Raw genomic sequence first — 14,520 nt, 5'->3', positions numbered from 1 at the left:
GTAGTCACCCTTACTGACGGGTTAAAACGTACTGCCCGCACCCAGCGTCGGCTTGCCGTCGAACAACGCCGCGCGAATCCGCCCTTTGTGATGGCCGCGATCGCCCCAGACCTTGTCCAGCGCCCAGGCGCGTTTCATGAACAGATGCAGGTCGACTTCCCAGGTGTAACCCATGGCGCCGTGGGCCTGGATGGTGTTCTTCGCCGCCAGCATGGCCGCTTCCGCCGTTGCCAGCTTGGCGTGGGACACCAGCACGTCCTGCCCCGGTTGCTGCTCGGCCAGCGCATAAGCGGCGCGGTACAGCGGACCTTTGGCGAACTCGATCTGCACCGCGACGTTGGCCATCAAATGCTTGACCGCCTGGAACGAGCCGACCGGCTTGCCGAACTGCTTGCGCTCGAAGGTGTAGTCCACCGCCAGGTCGACCATGCGTTTGGCCAGCCCCAGCAATTGCGCAGCGCTGGCGAGAGCGCCTCGGTTGAAGGCGGCCGCCCACAGTTGCCTTCCTTGTTCGCCGCTGGCCACGCAAGTAGCGGGAGTCGGCGTCCATTCGACCTGGAACAGTTGACGGCTCGGGTCGACCGACTCGTTGCGGGTCAGGCGCACGGCATCGCGCTCCAGTGCATGCACTTCATCGCCATGGGCCAGCAACAGCAGATCGGCAACATGGGCATCGCTGACCAGCGGGTTCCCCGGTTCAGAAACGGTCAGACGTGCACTGCCCTCGGCAACTCGCGCCAACCAGTATTGCTTGAGCGTCGCGTGTTGCTCATCGAGGGCGGCGAGCATCGGCACGCCCACCAGCATGGTGTCCACCAGCGGTTCGGGCAGACCGGCGTAACCGCATTCCTGAGCAATCAGCACGAAATCCAGTTCATTCATGCCCATGCCGTCCTGCGCCTCGGGCACGGTCAGCGCGGTCAGGCCCAGTTCCACCAGTTGCGCCCAGAGTCGCTCACTGCGCCCGCTGTCGCTCTGCCACAGTTCGCGAATGCGTTCCGGGGTGACTTCGTTGATCAGGAAGCTGCGGACGTTGTCCTGAAACAGCAGTTGGTCGCGGCTGAAACTAAAGTCCATGGTCTATTCCTCAGGCACGCGGCATGCCGAGCATGCGTTCGGCAATGATGTTGCGCTGGATCTCGTTGGTGCCGGCGTAGATCGGCCCGGCCTGGGCAAACAGGAAACCGTCCAGCCAATGGCCGACGTCACCGGCGGCCGGGGCTTGCGGCAGCAGCTCACCACGCAGGCCAAGAATGCTCATGGCGGTGTCGTGCATGCGCTGGTCGAGTTCGGACCAGAAGATCTTGTTGGTCGACGATTCCGGCCCGATCTTGCCGCCCTGCACCAGTTGCGAGGCGGTCATGTAGGTGCTCAGGGTGTAGGCCTCGGCATCGAGCCAGGCGCGCATCACCGCCTCACCGATGGCCGGGTCGCGGTCGGCCTGCTCGCGGTTGGCCAGGTACAGCTGCACCAGACGCTTGGCGGTTTCCTGGAAACGCGCCGGCGAGCGCAGCAACAAACCGCGCTCGAAACCGGCGGTGGACATCGCCACGTGCCAGCCCATGCCTTCGCCGCCGAGGGCGTTCTCCACCGGCACCTTGACGTCGTCGAAGAAGATTTCGGCAAACCCGGGCAAGCCGTTGAGCTGCGGAATCGGCCGCACGGTGATGCCCGGCGTATTGAGCGGCAGCAGGATGAAGGTCAGGCCGTGATGGCGCTGGGACTGTGGATCGGTACGGAAAATACCGAACACCCAATCGGCCCACACCGCGCGGGTCGACCAGGTCTTCTGGCCATTGATCACGTAGTGGTCGCCCACCCGTTCCGCCTTGGAGCGGATCGCCGCCATGTCGGAACCGGCACCCGGCTCGGACCAGGCCTGGGCCCAGATGTCTTCGCCGGTGGCCATGCGCGGCAGAAACCGAGCCTTTTGTTCTTCGCTGCCGTACTCCATCAGGGTCGGGCCGAGCAGGAAGATGCCGTTCTGGTTGACCCGTGCCGGTGCCCCGGAACGGTAGTATTCCTCTTCGAAAATCAGCCATTCGATCAGGTCGCAGCCACGCCCGCCGAGCTCGGTCGGCCAGGTGACCATGCCCCAACGGCCTTCGTTGAGCTTGGCTTCCCAGGCGCGGTGCTCGGCAAAGCCCTGTTCGGTGTCGAACGATTGCAGCGGTTCACTCGGTACATTGGCCGCCAGCCAGGTCCGCGCCTCGGCACGAAAGGCCTGCTGGGCCGGGGTATAGGTCAGGTCCATGGATATGCCTTCAGCCGTTGAATCGGGCATCGCGTTTCTCGACGAACGAGTCGCGTGCTTCCTGAGAGTCCAGTGAGCGGTAGGCTTCGAGGGTGAAGCCCTGCTCCCAGCGGTATTTGTCTTCCAGATTGCCGTCTTCGATGCCGGTCAGCGCTTCCTTGGCCAGGCTGATCATGCCCGGGCTCTTGGCGGCGATGGTGCGGGCGATCTGCAACGCGGCTTCGCGCAAGTCTTCGCGCTTGACCACCTGCTCCACCGCGCCCAGGCGGTAAGCTTCGGCGGCGTCGATCGGCTCGCCGGTGAAGTACATGTGGCGGACCTTCTGCACCGGGAACAGCCGCTGCAAATGCGCGCCGCCACCCATGGCCCCGCGATCCACTTCCGGCACGCCGAAGGTGGCGCACTCGGACGCGACAATGATGTCGGCAGCGCCGCAGATGCCGATGCCGCCGCCCAGCACGAAGCCGTGCACGGCGACGATCACCGGTTTCGGGTTGCGGTGAATGGCCTTGAAGCTGTCGTAGTTGCCTTTGTTCACCGCAATGATCAGGTTGCCGTCGGCCGCCAGTTCCTTGATATCGACCCCGGCACAGAAGCCGCGACCTTCGGCGCGAATCACGATCACCCGCACGTTGTTGTTGCGGCCCAGGCCCTCGATCTCGCTGGCGATATCAGCCCAGCCCTGGTTGTTGAAGGCGTTGACCGGTGGCCGGTTGAACACCAGTTCGGCAATGCCGTGTTCGATGCTGACGCTAAATGGTTTCATGGTTTCCTTCCTTCACAATGCATGGCCCCTTACGACACACGGCAGCACAGTTCGCCCAGGCGCGCTTCGGCGTCGCGGACGATCTGTTCAATCAATTGGGCGCAGCTGGGCAAGCTGTCGATGGATGCGGCGATCTGTCCGGCAGGCAACACGCCCGCGGCCGGTTGCCCGTCGACCATGGCTTTCTGGATCACCATCGGCGCGTTGGCGGCCATGATGCTTTGCGCGGCGGTCAGCTCTCCGGCACCGCGCATCTTCAACGCGCTGGTCAGCAGTTGCGTCAGGCTCATGCCGGTGTGGCGACGGTAGGCCAGACCACTCTGCAAGGCCAGCAACAGGCGCTTTAGACCACCGCTGTTTTCCAGCTGGTTGAGCAATTCGTTGCGGATCATCCGTTGCGGCATGCCGTCGATGGCGCGGCTGATGATGATCGCGGCCGGGTCCTTGACCGCCAGGTAACGCGCCAACGTCGCCTGCGGCACCGGGCTGTCGGCGCACATCAGAAAACGCGTGCCCATGGCGATGCCTTCAGCACCGTAGGCCAGGGCCGACACAAGGCCTTTGCCGTCCTTGAAACCACCGGCCGCCACCACGGGCACCGAAACCGCATTGACCACTTGATCAAGCAGCATCAAGGTCGGCACGGAACCGGTGTGCCCACCGCCCTCGCCGCCCTGTACGGTCACCGCATCGGCGCCCATTTCCACGGCTTTCTGCGCATGCTTGAGCGCGCCGACCGTGGGAATGCACACCACCCCGGCATCTTTCAGGCGGCTGATCATTTGCTTGCCCGGCGAACGGCTGTAGCTGACCGCACGGACTTTGTGGCGCAGTACCAAATCGACGATCTCGCCGGCATTGGCCTGGTACATGTGGAAATTCACCCCGAACGGCTGGTCGGTCAGGCGCCGGGTTTCGAGGATCGCCGCTTCCATGTGCTGTGGTTCGATGGTCGCCCCGGCGAGAAAACCGAAACCACCGGCATTGCCCGTGGCCGCCACCAGTTTCGGATCGGCGACCCAGCCCATGGCGGTCTGGATGATCGGATGGCGGCAACCGAGCAGCTCGGTCAGGCGGGTATTCAACGAAATCGCCATGCTCACGCCTCGCCCGTTTTGCGCTGGGAACTGGCCATGGCCTTGGCGTCGTAGCCGCCGAGGCGGTCGCCGGACACCAGTTCGTTGTGGGCGTGGGCGAAGTGATGCAGGCCGAACACCATGTCCATGGTTGCGCGCTTGCCCATCAGGTCTTCGGCGTTGTTCACCGCTTGCTTGCTCAATTGCAGGCCCAGGCGCGGCATCTGGGCGATGCGCCCGGCGATGTCGAGGGTCTGTTGTTCCAGCTCGTCGCGCGGTACCACCCGATTGAGCATGCCCATCTGATAGGCGCGCGGTGCCGGCATGCGCTCGCCGAGGAACAGGAATTCCTTGGCGATGCGCGGGTTCAATTCATGCACGTGGGCGAAATACTCGACCCCGGGAATGCCCATGCGCACCACCGGATCGGCGAAATAGGCATCCTCGCTGGCGACGATCAAGTCACACACCCAGGCCAGCATCAGCCCACCGGCAATGCACGCGCCCTGGACCATGGCGATGGTCGGCTTGGGCATCTCGCGCCAGCGTCGGCACATGCCCAGATAGACTTCCTGCTCACGGGCATAGAGAAACTCGCCGCCCGGTTTGTTGGTGTGGTCGTACCACAGGCTGGCGCGATCGAAGCTCTTGTCGACGTCGCGGCCCGGGGTGCCGATGTCATGCCCGGCGGAGAAATGCTTGCCGGCGCCGCGCAACACGATGACCTTCACTTCATCGTCATCGCAGGCCCGGCGAAACGCCGCGTCCAGCGCATAAGTCATCTGCGAGTTCTGTGCGTTGTGGTACTCGGGACGGTTCATGGTGACGATTGCCACCGCGTCGCGCACTTCGTACAGGACCACTTCGGCCTCGTTCTTGTCGTTATGTTCAGCCATCACTTGTCTCCGAAAACGCGGGCGCTCAGCGCTGGCCTGGCGGGTTGTCTTTAAGCTGCAGGGCGCGCAGGTTGTGCGGGTCCAGACGCTGGATCAGTTGCAATTGCTCGGTGGTCGGGGCTGCGGTGGTCGGGCAGTCGTCCGGCACGTGCAACTCGAAGCCGGTGTTGTCCTGGACCTGCGCCGCCGTCACGCCGGGGTGCAGCGAACGGATGCGCATCTGCCGTTGCGGGCCCTGGAAATCCAGGACGCAGAGGTCGGTGATGATCAGGCGAATGTCGATGTCGTCCAGCTTCCAGCCACGCGCCAGGCGGGCCGGGTTGTAGCCGACCGAAGCGACCATATCGACCTCGCCTTCGACGAACACCCGACGGTTGTGGCTCGGCACGCAAAACGAGTTGGCGTGGCTGATCGAGTTGCCGGGGAAACCGCGCACACCGAGCATCTGCGCCTTGGGTTTGGCGTAGTCGCCGATGCAGGAAATGTTCGCCTGGCCAAAGCGGTCGATCTGGGTCGGGCCGACCAGTGCATGGCGCTTGCCGCCCCAGACGTTGTCGAAAATCCGCGAGAAACCCATCCAGCTGTCACGCTTGGGCTCGTAACCCTTGCGTGCGCCCAAAGGCACCGGTTCGGCGACCATGTAGGCTTCGGAGTCGGTCATCAGCAGTTGCGGGTTGCTGGTCAGCATGGCCAAGGATGCCGCCAGGCGCGGGATCACGCCGATGCCGCTGGCCAACACTTCGCCGTCTTCGCGCCAGGCTTCGGAGGCGGCGCAGATCATCAGTTCGGCGAGGCTGTAAGTGGTAGTGCTCATCGGAAGGCTCCCTTAGAAAATCGGCAACGGCAGTTCACGGATCGCAGCCAGGCCGCCAACCTTGTCCAGGTACTGTTCGTGGGTGCAGTCGACGTAGTCGCGCACGTAACCTTCCCAGCCATCGGCGGCCTGCACCGTGGCGTTGTAGGCCTTGAAGTGCGCGACGTCGAAACCGTACAGCGGCGCGCAGGACGACGGATGTGCACCGCCCGGGACGTGGGCCACGGCGGTGGTCAGGTTGCGTTCCCAGAACACTTGATGGGCATGGGCGCTGTCCTGATGGAAGTAGTCGCTGTCGACCAGTTCATCGCAGGTCACGTAGCTGTGGGTTGCGGCCCGTACGAACAGGTCGTCCATGTAGTGATCCGGGCCGCTGATCTGGCACACGCCGCGTTTGTCGGCACGGTCGACGTGTACCAGCGCCGCGTCGAGCTTGAGGGCCGGCATCGCCACCCAATCCTTGCCATCGGCGTAGGGCGAGGCGATCAACTTGATCTGGCGGTTGTGGCGCAGCACATCGGTGCCCAAGCCCACGGCGGTCGGAATGAACGGCACATTCATCGCCGCCGCCCGCAGGCCGAGCAGCAGCATGCCTTCGTCGATCTCCATCACGTCCAGCGCCGCTTCCTGGCGCGCCTTGCGGAAGTACGGCTCCAGCGGAATGAAATCCAGGGAGACGAAGGCGAACACCAGTTTCCTGATCTTGCCGGCGGCGCAGAGCATGCCGACATCGGCCCCGCCGTAGGCAACCACCGTCAGGTCCTTGAGGTCGGAGCGCAGAATTTCGCGCACCAGCGCCATCGGCTTGCGGCGCGGGCCCCAGCCACCGATACCGATGGTCATGCCGTCACGCAGTTGGCCGACGATCTCGGCGGTGCTCATTTGCTTGTCCATCGTCTTGTTCCTCATTGGCGACCGACACTGAAGTCGTGGCCCCAGTGGCTGACCACGGTGCTTTCGAACGGCGTGTGGCGTTCCCAGTCGACCACCAGGCCGTCGCAGCCGTATTCCAGGTCAAACCCGGACGGGGTCTTGATATAGAAAGAAATCATCTGGTCGTTGGTGTGCTGGCCGAGGGTGGCCGACAGCTTCACGCCGTTGGCGTGGACGCGGTCCAGGGCACGGCCGACTTCGTCCAGCGCGTTGACCTCGACCATCATGTGCACGCAGCCATGGGGCATCGGGCACTCGAAAATCGCCAGCGAGTGGTGGCGGCCGTTGTTGCAGTGCAGGAAGTGGATGCGCTTTTGTGGCTCGGCCGGGTCCGGGGTGAAGCGGACTTTCATCAGGTCCGACAGGCCGAATCCCATCACTTGTTCGTAGAAGTCGCGGCAGCGTTCGAAGGCCGGCGCCGGCAACACCACGTGGCCCATGCCAAGGTCGTTGGTGACAAAGCCTTTGACGCCCACCGGCGAAACGAAGCGAGCAAAGTCCTGCAGCGGGCCCCAGAAAATTTCGTGGCGATTGCCATCCGGATCACTGAAGTGCACCAGCTCCTGGACCTTGCGCAGCTCGGCCTCGGCCGCTGTGCCACGGGTCACTTGCACGTCGGCCTGTTGCAGCTCGCTGACCGCCTGCTCCAGGGCCGCTTTGCCGGCCACTTCCCAGCCGCAGGCACCGAAACCGTTCTCGGCACTGTTCTGCACCAGCACGCGGTAATGACGCTCGTCCATTTTCAGGTACAAAAGCTCATCGTCGCCGCTGACCATCATGCCCAGCACCTGGCTTGCGTAGTGGCGCCATTGCGCCAGGTCGCTGGATAACAGGGTGACGTAACCCAGACCGCGGATATCCATGGATGCACTCCTCGTTTTACTCAGGCCGTGCCGCCCTTCGGCTGGTGCCGGGGGAGACTTTATGTAAGGGCTATTTGTAGGAGCTATTCAAACGGGTTCGGGGAGGGGCAACATCGTCCGATGGGACTAGCGGAAATGACGGGGTACACGCATTAAAAACTGTGGGAGCGGGCTTGCTCGCGAAGGCGGCGTGTCAGTCAACAGAGATGTTTGATGACAGGGCCCCATCGTCGGATCGCCGCCTGGAGCAAGCTCGCTCCCACAGGGCATTGGTGCAGGCTAAGAAAACGGGCCATACAGGCCCGTTTGAGGAAGGTTCGAAGGTATGAAACTTATCTTTTCTTACATTCTTCAAGCTCGTTTTGGCTTTTCAAAATCGTAGCTATACCTAACCGATACTTGCAGTACTGGATGACCAGCTGTCGCTCCGTATCGCTCAGCTCACTCAATTTTTTGTCATCTGATTCGTACGCGAAAATATTTTCAAACTTCATCTGTAGTGTCGGACTTTTCTTGATGAAAAATACTTTTTCCGGGTAAGCGTCTTCCATCTTTTCGTAAAAGCCAATGTAGAGGACAGCGAAGAGTGCGATCGGAAAAATAATAAGCAGCGGTTTCATGATGAAGGTGGTTGCATGAGTTGGGTTTTGATTCGAAGGACTCTCACCAGGTCCATCCCGATGTTGCCAGGGCAAATTTTTCCTTCGCCGGCTTGCATGGGGAATTCACGGTGCCCACCCAAAGTAGTCACCCTGAAAACACTGGTCAGAGCTTGAATCAAGTTCAGTAGCGCGTCGATTTGTACGGCAGGGATTTCCTGGTCCATATTGCCATGCATGGTTTCAAGAGCCTGACGGGCAATAGAAACCATATCGCCACCTTCTTCCGCGGTTGTCAGGTTTTCCAGCAAAACGATGCCAATAACACCTGTGTTGTAGTTATGTACGCTTGAGCCTTTGAACCGGATGTCCCGTCCCTCAAAAACTTTACCCATACAGTCGATGCCGTAGTGGTAACCGATGTCATCAAATTTGGCCTGATGCTCGCTCTGAATCGCAAGCATTTGTCCTGCGCCGAAACCACAGCCCACACTTCTACCCGCATGGTGAAGTGCGATCATCGAGTAGTCCCAGTCGTCGACCATTTCGCCTTTTACTTCTTGAGCTCCCCAGGACGATCTTTCTACAAATTCATGACCATTTTTTCGGGCGAGCCTAATGATTGTTTCTCTCATCGCAGCTCTATCGTTGACAGTAATGGCAGTAAGGGTTGCTGGCTCGTCGGAGAGGACATCGCTCGCCTTCGCCTTGATAGCAAATTGTTGAGCCATGTTTGAGCGTTCTTGAGGTAGCGGGCTTGCGACCAGTTCGGTTTTTGGCAACGGTGGCTTGCGTTGGTCGGCAGAAGCGACAAGAGGATAATCCCACGACTCCACACGACAGCGCACTCCAATGCGTGAATAGTTACCTGTTGTGTCTTCACTCAGCGGGCTGAAAGGGTCACTGCAAACCAACAGCCAATCGCCGTCTTTCACCGTAGTCAGTATTCGTTCAATAACGTCGTACGTCAGCTGACCACGCGAACGTCCATGAGCCAGTAAAAAATCATTCAGCCCCAAGAACTCGTCACGGCGGCTCAGAAGCGCCTCTCGCACTCTGGACACGGCAAAGAATGGCGATTCGATTTGATTGAAACCAATACCTTGACGCTCGCGGTCTCGCTGATGAATAAGGCGCATCCACATAAACCATCCTCCTTAATAACGACGCACTCCAACAACATTGGTGGGCGCCGATTTCCTTGTAGAGGGTCGCAGAATAAACAGCCTATAGACCACTCAGTCAAGGTGCAGAAATCCCTGTAGGAAGAGTCGCTGTGATTACGCAATTTTGACCGTGCCGCAGTACCTGTGGGATTGAGGTTGCTCCCACAGGGGGCAATGGTGTTGCGGGTTTATGCGGCTGGTTCGATTTGATCAAGCACGCGGTTCGCGGCGAGTTCGGCGAGCATGACGCTGTTGGAAATACCCAGCAGGGCATTGCGGTCTCCGCCCTCCAGATGATCCACCAGTTGATGCACCATCACATCGACCGAGGCCAGGGTCTCGACCAGATAGACCACCAGGGTTTCGGTCGTGGCCCCGGGGTCGACGCTGAACAGCGTGCTGATGGTTCGAGGGGTGGCTTTGATGTCGGCGGTTGAAGGGAAGTGGTAAGCGAGGGCTCGCTCGGCGGCCTCGTTTAGTTTTTTGGAATCGGGTTCGTATGGGGATGCCGGATCGGTGTCCGGCGGATTGGGCGTTACCTTGAACATTTACGACTCTCCAATAATGTGGAGCCGTCACCGACTTGCGACTAAACGAGAGGTGGCAGCTGTACGCAGGTTAGTCGACCGGGGAGAATCGAAACCGGCGCGCCCGAAGGCGCCCTGCGCACAGCTACCATAAAGTGCAGGCATGAAATGACCTGACTGTCTGGATGCAAATGCGCTTCGATTGACCACGGGCGACTAAACCCGATCACTGATGGGCAGTGACGCGAATCAAGTTACCGAGGGGCCCCAAGGCGCACAAGCCGGCGGATTCTGGCGTACCTGTAGGCAACGACGCAAGGCGGTGTAGCTTTCATCAAGTAACACTGACAGCCGTTAAACAACCTCCGTTTAAAGGCCAAATCGGTGCCGCGAACTTGCGCAATAACCTGTAGGAGCGAGCCTGCTCGCGGTGGTCGTCAACGATAACGCTGAAAGCCTGACACCCCGCGGCGTTCTCCGGTTTATCGCGAGCAGGCTCGCTCCTACAAGGGGTATGCGGTGTTCAATCTTTATTCGGCAGGCATAAAAAAACGGGCCTTGGGGACCCGTTGGAAAGTTGGCCTGACGTCCGTGCCAGGCCTGAAACATATGGGATTGATAGCCTTGTGCTGCATCCTGTGGCGAGGGGGCTTGCCCCCGCTGGACTACGAAGTAGTCCAAAATCCAGGCGACACGGAATGTCTGAAAAACCGTGCAACCCTGTTTTGCGACCGCTGCGCGGCCGAACGGGGGCAAGCCCCCTCGCCACAGGTTCGGTCCGAATGGAGAACATTCGTTAACCAACAGGCCTTGTCCGGCATCAACCTTTGCGGAAGTGCGGAATCACCTTCTCGCCAATGTTCTTCAGCGTCTCGAGCTGCGCCCACTGCGGCACGGTGCCCATCTGGCAGATGAACAGGATTTCGTCGGCGCCGGCGTCGATCAGGCGCTGCACGTAGCCGATGCAATCTTCGACGGTGCCGTAGGCGTGGTTCGGGTTCATCATGGCCATGGTCGGGTCGGAGAAGTCGACGCTGACTTCTTCGGAGGCGAAGCGCGACTTGATCACGCTCTGGCCGTTGCCGTCGACGAAGGTGTCGTCCTTCCACTTCTGCGGATCCGGGCGCTCGCCACCGCCGTACCAGTAGCCCAGGGATTCCATGAAGTAACGCTGGCCACGGATACCGATGCGGCGCGCTTCTTCGTTGTCGTCCAGCACGATGGCCGGGCACAGCGCGGCGATGTGCCGGTTAGGACGGAAGCCCACTTGCTTCTTCTCATCGCGGTTGTCGTAGGCCGAGTGATACACCTCAACCTTCTTGGCGATTTCTTCCGGTCCACCGAAACCCAACACCAACGCGCCCATGCCACGGCCGCCGGCATTCTTCAGCGATTCGGTGTTGGTGCACGCCAGGTACATCGGCGGATGCGGGTCCTGGTAAGGCTTTGGATGGATCGGACGCTTGGGGATCTGCACGAAGTCGCCGTTGTGCTCGATCTCGTCCTGCACGAACATTTTCGGGATCAAGTACATCATCTCGTCGATCTGCGGCTGCAAGGTCGCCAGGTCGTAGCCGAAGGTGCCGGCTTCCTGCTGGGTGCCGCCCTTGCCGACGCCAAAGTGCACACGGCCCTTGGACAGCAGGTCGAGGGTGGCGATGCGCTCGGCGACCTTCACCGGGTGGTTCATCGCCGGAGGCAGGCAGACCACGCCGTGGCCGATACCGATGCGCTCGGTTTTACCGGCCACGAAAGCCAGCATGGTTTCCGGCGCGGACATGTGCGAGTAGTTGCTCAGCGCGGTATGTTCCACGCACCAGAAAGTGTCGAAGCCGAGCTTGTCGGCGAGGACGGCCTGCTCGACCGTGTCTTCGAAAATCTTGCGGTCGCCTTCGCGGCTTGAGTCCACCGTCTGGGCTTCGTAAATCAGGGAAAATTTCATGGTTGATCCTTGTGCTTATTTGGATGCGCAGTCGGCGCCGTAGACCTTCGCCTTACCGCCAATGCTCGTGCATCGACGGGGCGCTCGAATCACGCAAACGGACTAGCCCGTTTCATAGAAAAAGAGCTGTAGGGAAGCGTCAGAGGAAAAAGTCGCTGCTTTCCTGCCCCATGCTCACGCCGCCAAGGTTCCAGGCGTACTTAGCCGGGCTGTTGGCAACGTGGGCGCGACCGGTGTGAATGTCGCGGAAGGCACGGTTGATCGCGTGACTGCGGAAGATCGTCGAAGCACCGCTGTTGAACATCAGGTCGCCAACGGCCTTGGCGCACTTGTCGGCCACCAGCGCCGAGTCGTAACGCATCTTCACCCGCTCGGGCATGCTCAACGGCTCACCCTTTTGCGCGCGCTCCAGCATCAAGGCAAAGTTGCGATGCAGCACGGTCTTGCACTCGTCGACGCAGACCATGGCATTGGCCAGCGACGACTGCGCGGCCGGGTCCTGGACCATCTTGCGACCGTCATTGACCCCGACCCGGGCGCGGTTGTGCTCGACAAACTGATCCACCGCGCCTTGCAGGGCACCGATGGCGGACGACGACACCGCTCGCACGAAAATCTGCCCGAACGGCAGGCGGAATAGGGGCGCGGTGTTGACCGCATTGCCCGGACTGTTCTGCATGAAACCGTCGAGCGCACGATGGGTGCGATACTCGGGAACGAAGGCGTTTTCCACCAGAATGTCGTGGGAGCCGGTGGCTTCCAGGCCCATGACGTTCCAGTTGTCGAGAATCTGGTAGTCGCTGCGCGGCACCAGGAACGTCCGATAATCCGGCGCACCGCCCGCCTCTTCCGGCGGCACCAGCGCACCGAGAAACGCCCAGTCGCAGTGCTTGCTGCCGGAAGAAAAGCCCCAGCGGCCGCTCAACTTGAAACCACCGTCGACCCGCTCGACCTTGCCCACCGGCATGTACGAAGACGAGATCAGCACGCTGGAATCGCTACCCCAGACATCCTGCGCCGCGCGGTCGTCGAACAACGCCAGCTGCCAGTTGTGGATCGCCACCACCCCCAGCACCCACGCCGAGGACATGCAGCCCTCGGCCAGGGTCATCTGCACGTCGAAGAAATCCTTGGGCTCCAGCTCATAGCCTTCCCAACGGGACGGTTGCAGGATGCGAAAGAACCCGGCGTCGTGGAAATCCTTCAGGGTTTCTTCAGGCAACTGCCCGGCTTGCGCGGCATTCAGGGCGCGTTCACGCAGGATCGGCACCAACTCACGGGCACGTTGGCTCAGACGCTGGCGAATCAGGTCTTGGTTGAGCATTTTTATTGTTCTCCTTTGTTCACCCCATCCGCCGGGGCGCGCGTGCAACGGGGCGGGTGTAGTGCCCCTACGCTGGCATTCAAACAATGCGCAAAGCGGCGGGCATCCCTCAAACGGACCATGTGGGATTGCGGAACGGGTCTCTGGGGGGTGTATCTGAAAGGGAGGTGTTTGCTGGCAGGCCGCCTTCGCGAGCAGGCTCGCTCCCACAGGGAACCGGGTTGTTCACAGCATTTGTGAGCAACACAGATCCAATGTGGGAGCGAGCCTGCTCGCGAAAGCTGAGTATCAGCCAGCAGAGATGTTGAATGATCAACCGCCTTCGCGAGCAAGCCCGCTCCCACAGAAGAGCAAAAGCAGAGCAGCCCACACCGCGCCGCTTCTCACCACTCATCAGGCCGAGCGTTAGCTCGCCTGCAGCTCTTGATCTTGATCCACCCGCCCCCTCGGCAGGCTGAGCGCAGGTGTTCATCCGGGGATGGGCGCGCAGCGCCGTTCGACGCAGTCGAACTCATTGCATGTAGGTCGAAGCGAAGCCGACCGGAGGGCAATGCCCCCGGATGAATACCGGAGCGAAGGAACCCCGAGCCTCAGCGAGGGGCCGTACGTAAGGGGCGAGCGTTTTTTGCTTCCTTTTTTAGGCGCTTGTAAAAAAAGTGACTCGCCGTAAGGGCGAAACCGCCAGCCGCCGTTACCGCAGAAACGGATATGTACACAACCCAAACCACCAGCCTGGTCGACCCAGAGGCCGCCAAGGCCTAGTCCCCTCGGACGATGTGACGACTGGACGTCGGAGCAAGAATCCATCGCACTCCACCCCCAACAAAAAAGGCCCAGTGCGATGAACGACGCCAATCTCAAAGCCGACATGCTCCAGGCCATGCGCCGCCTGGCCAAGTCCGTCACCATTATCAGCACCAGCAACGGCTCCGAACGCTTCGCCATGGCCGCCACTGCGGTCGACTCCCTGAGCACCGAACCGCCATCGCTGCTGATCTGCGTGAACAAGACCGCCTCGCCCCACGCCGCACTGGCGACCGGCGCCGACTTCTGCGTCAACATCCTCGGCGTCGACCAACAAGACCTGGCCAACCTGTGCAGCGGCGCGATCAAGGGCGAAGCACGCTTCGACCGTGGCAACTGGCTCACCAGCCCCGGCGGCATTCCGTACCTGGGTGACGCCCAGTCGGCGATTCTCTGCCGCCAGGACGGCCACTTCAGCTACGGCACCCACACCGTGTTCATCGGACGCATCCTGCAGATCCACACCACTGATGCCATCACCCCGCTGGTCTACCTCGACGGCAGCTACACCACCACCGCCAAACCCGCACCTTCTCTCGCAGCCGCTGGCTGAGGC

14 protein-coding genes are annotated in these 14,520 nt (G+C 61.1%); 1 reads left to right on the top strand and 13 read right to left on the bottom strand.

What is annotated here, in order from left to right; translation table 11 throughout:
• Positions 1-21: 21 nt before the first annotated feature.
• The 13 genes from Q8X48_RS15895 to Q8X48_RS15835 all read right to left on the bottom strand — a co-directional run bounded on the left by Q8X48_RS15895 (position 22) and on the right by Q8X48_RS15835 (position 13,160).
• On the bottom strand, positions 22-1,077 hold the full coding sequence (locus Q8X48_RS15895) for an acyl-CoA dehydrogenase family protein (protein ID WP_407801114.1): 1,056 nt from the start codon (positions 1,075-1,077) through the stop codon (positions 22-24).
• Positions 1,078-1,087: 10 nt separating this feature from the next.
• Positions 1,088-2,254: an acyl-CoA dehydrogenase family protein gene (locus tag Q8X48_RS15890; RefSeq protein WP_407801193.1), complete on the bottom strand. Its 1,167-nt coding sequence runs from the start codon at positions 2,252-2,254 to the stop codon at positions 1,088-1,090.
• Positions 2,255-2,264: 10 nt separating this feature from the next.
• On the bottom strand, positions 2,265-3,020 hold the full coding sequence (locus Q8X48_RS15885) for an enoyl-CoA hydratase family protein (protein ID WP_407801113.1): 756 nt from the start codon (positions 3,018-3,020) through the stop codon (positions 2,265-2,267).
• Positions 3,021-3,049: 29 nt separating this feature from the next.
• Positions 3,050-4,117, bottom strand: a complete 1,068-nt coding sequence (locus tag Q8X48_RS15880; RefSeq protein WP_407801112.1) for an NAD(P)H-dependent flavin oxidoreductase — start codon at positions 4,115-4,117, stop codon at positions 3,050-3,052.
• Between the two features lie 2 nt (positions 4,118-4,119).
• A complete protein-coding gene (locus Q8X48_RS15875; protein ID WP_407801111.1) occupies positions 4,120-4,992 on the bottom strand; it encodes an enoyl-CoA hydratase in 873 nt (290 codons plus the stop codon).
• A gap of 25 nt (positions 4,993-5,017) precedes the next feature.
• On the bottom strand, positions 5,018-5,806 hold the full coding sequence (locus Q8X48_RS15870) for a CoA-transferase subunit beta (RefSeq protein ID WP_407801110.1): 789 nt from the start codon (positions 5,804-5,806) through the stop codon (positions 5,018-5,020).
• A gap of 12 nt (positions 5,807-5,818) precedes the next feature.
• A complete protein-coding gene (locus Q8X48_RS15865) occupies positions 5,819-6,700 on the bottom strand; it encodes a CoA transferase subunit A (protein WP_407801109.1) in 882 nt (293 codons plus the stop codon).
• A gap of 11 nt (positions 6,701-6,711) precedes the next feature.
• Positions 6,712-7,602: a VOC family protein gene (locus Q8X48_RS15860; RefSeq protein WP_407801108.1), complete on the bottom strand. Its 891-nt coding sequence runs from the start codon at positions 7,600-7,602 to the stop codon at positions 6,712-6,714.
• Between the two features lie 332 nt (positions 7,603-7,934).
• The gene (locus Q8X48_RS15855) at positions 7,935-8,222 is read right to left on the bottom strand and encodes a hypothetical protein (RefSeq protein WP_407801107.1); all 288 of its coding nucleotides are present in this window, start codon (positions 8,220-8,222) and stop codon (positions 7,935-7,937) included.
• On the bottom strand, positions 8,219-9,346 hold the full coding sequence (locus tag Q8X48_RS15850; RefSeq protein ID WP_407801106.1) for a peptidoglycan recognition protein family protein: 1,128 nt from the start codon (positions 9,344-9,346) through the stop codon (positions 8,219-8,221). Before Q8X48_RS15850 ends, Q8X48_RS15855 begins: the two co-directional genes overlap by 4 nt.
• A 209-nt stretch (positions 9,347-9,555) precedes the next feature.
• A complete protein-coding gene (locus Q8X48_RS15845; protein WP_407801105.1) occupies positions 9,556-9,915 on the bottom strand; it encodes a DUF6124 family protein in 360 nt (119 codons plus the stop codon).
• Between the two features lie 799 nt (positions 9,916-10,714).
• Positions 10,715-11,836 (bottom strand): LLM class flavin-dependent oxidoreductase, encoded by a 1,122-nt coding sequence (locus Q8X48_RS15840; protein WP_217835777.1) that lies wholly within the window; start codon positions 11,834-11,836, stop codon positions 10,715-10,717.
• 139 nt (positions 11,837-11,975) lie between these two features.
• A complete protein-coding gene (locus Q8X48_RS15835) occupies positions 11,976-13,160 on the bottom strand; it encodes a flavin-dependent monooxygenase (RefSeq protein WP_095967406.1) in 1,185 nt (394 codons plus the stop codon).
• Positions 13,161-14,001: 841 nt separating this feature from the next.
• On the opposite strand from Q8X48_RS15835, the gene Q8X48_RS15830 reads away from it, so the two are divergent.
• Positions 14,002-14,517 (top strand): flavin reductase family protein, encoded by a 516-nt coding sequence (locus tag Q8X48_RS15830; RefSeq protein ID WP_015094274.1) that lies wholly within the window; start codon positions 14,002-14,004, stop codon positions 14,515-14,517.
• Positions 14,518-14,520 lie beyond the last annotated feature (3 nt).

Source organism: Pseudomonas sp. QLc11A, from assembly GCF_052112305.1.
Taxonomy (GTDB): Bacteria; Pseudomonadota; Gammaproteobacteria; order Pseudomonadales; family Pseudomonadaceae; genus Aquipseudomonas; species Aquipseudomonas laurylsulfatiphila.
Note: the sequence above shows the minus strand (reverse complement) of the source record. Positions and strands in the feature narration are given on the sequence as shown.

What these genes read in the sequence shown, in the direction of transcription:
- Q8X48_RS15895 (WP_407801114.1), bottom strand. Translation starts at nt 1,077, where the DNA reads ATGGACTTTAGTTTCAGCCGCGACCAACTGCTGTTTCAGGACAACGTC.
- Q8X48_RS15890 (WP_407801193.1), bottom strand. Translation starts at nt 2,254, where the DNA reads ATGGACCTGACCTATACCCCGGCCCAGCAGGCCTTTCGTGCCGAGGCG.
- Q8X48_RS15885 (WP_407801113.1), bottom strand. Translation starts at nt 3,020, where the DNA reads ATGAAACCATTTAGCGTCAGCATCGAACACGGCATTGCCGAACTGGTG.
- Q8X48_RS15880 (WP_407801112.1), bottom strand. Translation starts at nt 4,117, where the DNA reads ATGGCGATTTCGTTGAATACCCGCCTGACCGAGCTGCTCGGTTGCCGC.
- Q8X48_RS15875 (WP_407801111.1), bottom strand. Translation starts at nt 4,992, where the DNA reads ATGGCTGAACATAACGACAAGAACGAGGCCGAAGTGGTCCTGTACGAA.
- Q8X48_RS15870 (WP_407801110.1), bottom strand. Translation starts at nt 5,806, where the DNA reads ATGAGCACTACCACTTACAGCCTCGCCGAACTGATGATCTGCGCCGCC.
- Q8X48_RS15865 (WP_407801109.1), bottom strand. Translation starts at nt 6,700, where the DNA reads ATGGACAAGCAAATGAGCACCGCCGAGATCGTCGGCCAACTGCGTGAC.
- Q8X48_RS15860 (WP_407801108.1), bottom strand. Translation starts at nt 7,602, where the DNA reads ATGGATATCCGCGGTCTGGGTTACGTCACCCTGTTATCCAGCGACCTG.
- Q8X48_RS15855 (WP_407801107.1), bottom strand. Translation starts at nt 8,222, where the DNA reads ATGAAACCGCTGCTTATTATTTTTCCGATCGCACTCTTCGCTGTCCTC.
- Q8X48_RS15850 (WP_407801106.1), bottom strand. Translation starts at nt 9,346, where the DNA reads ATGTGGATGCGCCTTATTCATCAGCGAGACCGCGAGCGTCAAGGTATT.
- Q8X48_RS15845 (WP_407801105.1), bottom strand. Translation starts at nt 9,915, where the DNA reads ATGTTCAAGGTAACGCCCAATCCGCCGGACACCGATCCGGCATCCCCA.
- Q8X48_RS15840 (WP_217835777.1), bottom strand. Translation starts at nt 11,836, where the DNA reads ATGAAATTTTCCCTGATTTACGAAGCCCAGACGGTGGACTCAAGCCGC.
- Q8X48_RS15835 (WP_095967406.1), bottom strand. Translation starts at nt 13,160, where the DNA reads ATGCTCAACCAAGACCTGATTCGCCAGCGTCTGAGCCAACGTGCCCGT.
- Q8X48_RS15830 (WP_015094274.1), top strand. Translation starts at nt 14,002, where the DNA reads ATGAACGACGCCAATCTCAAAGCCGACATGCTCCAGGCCATGCGCCGC.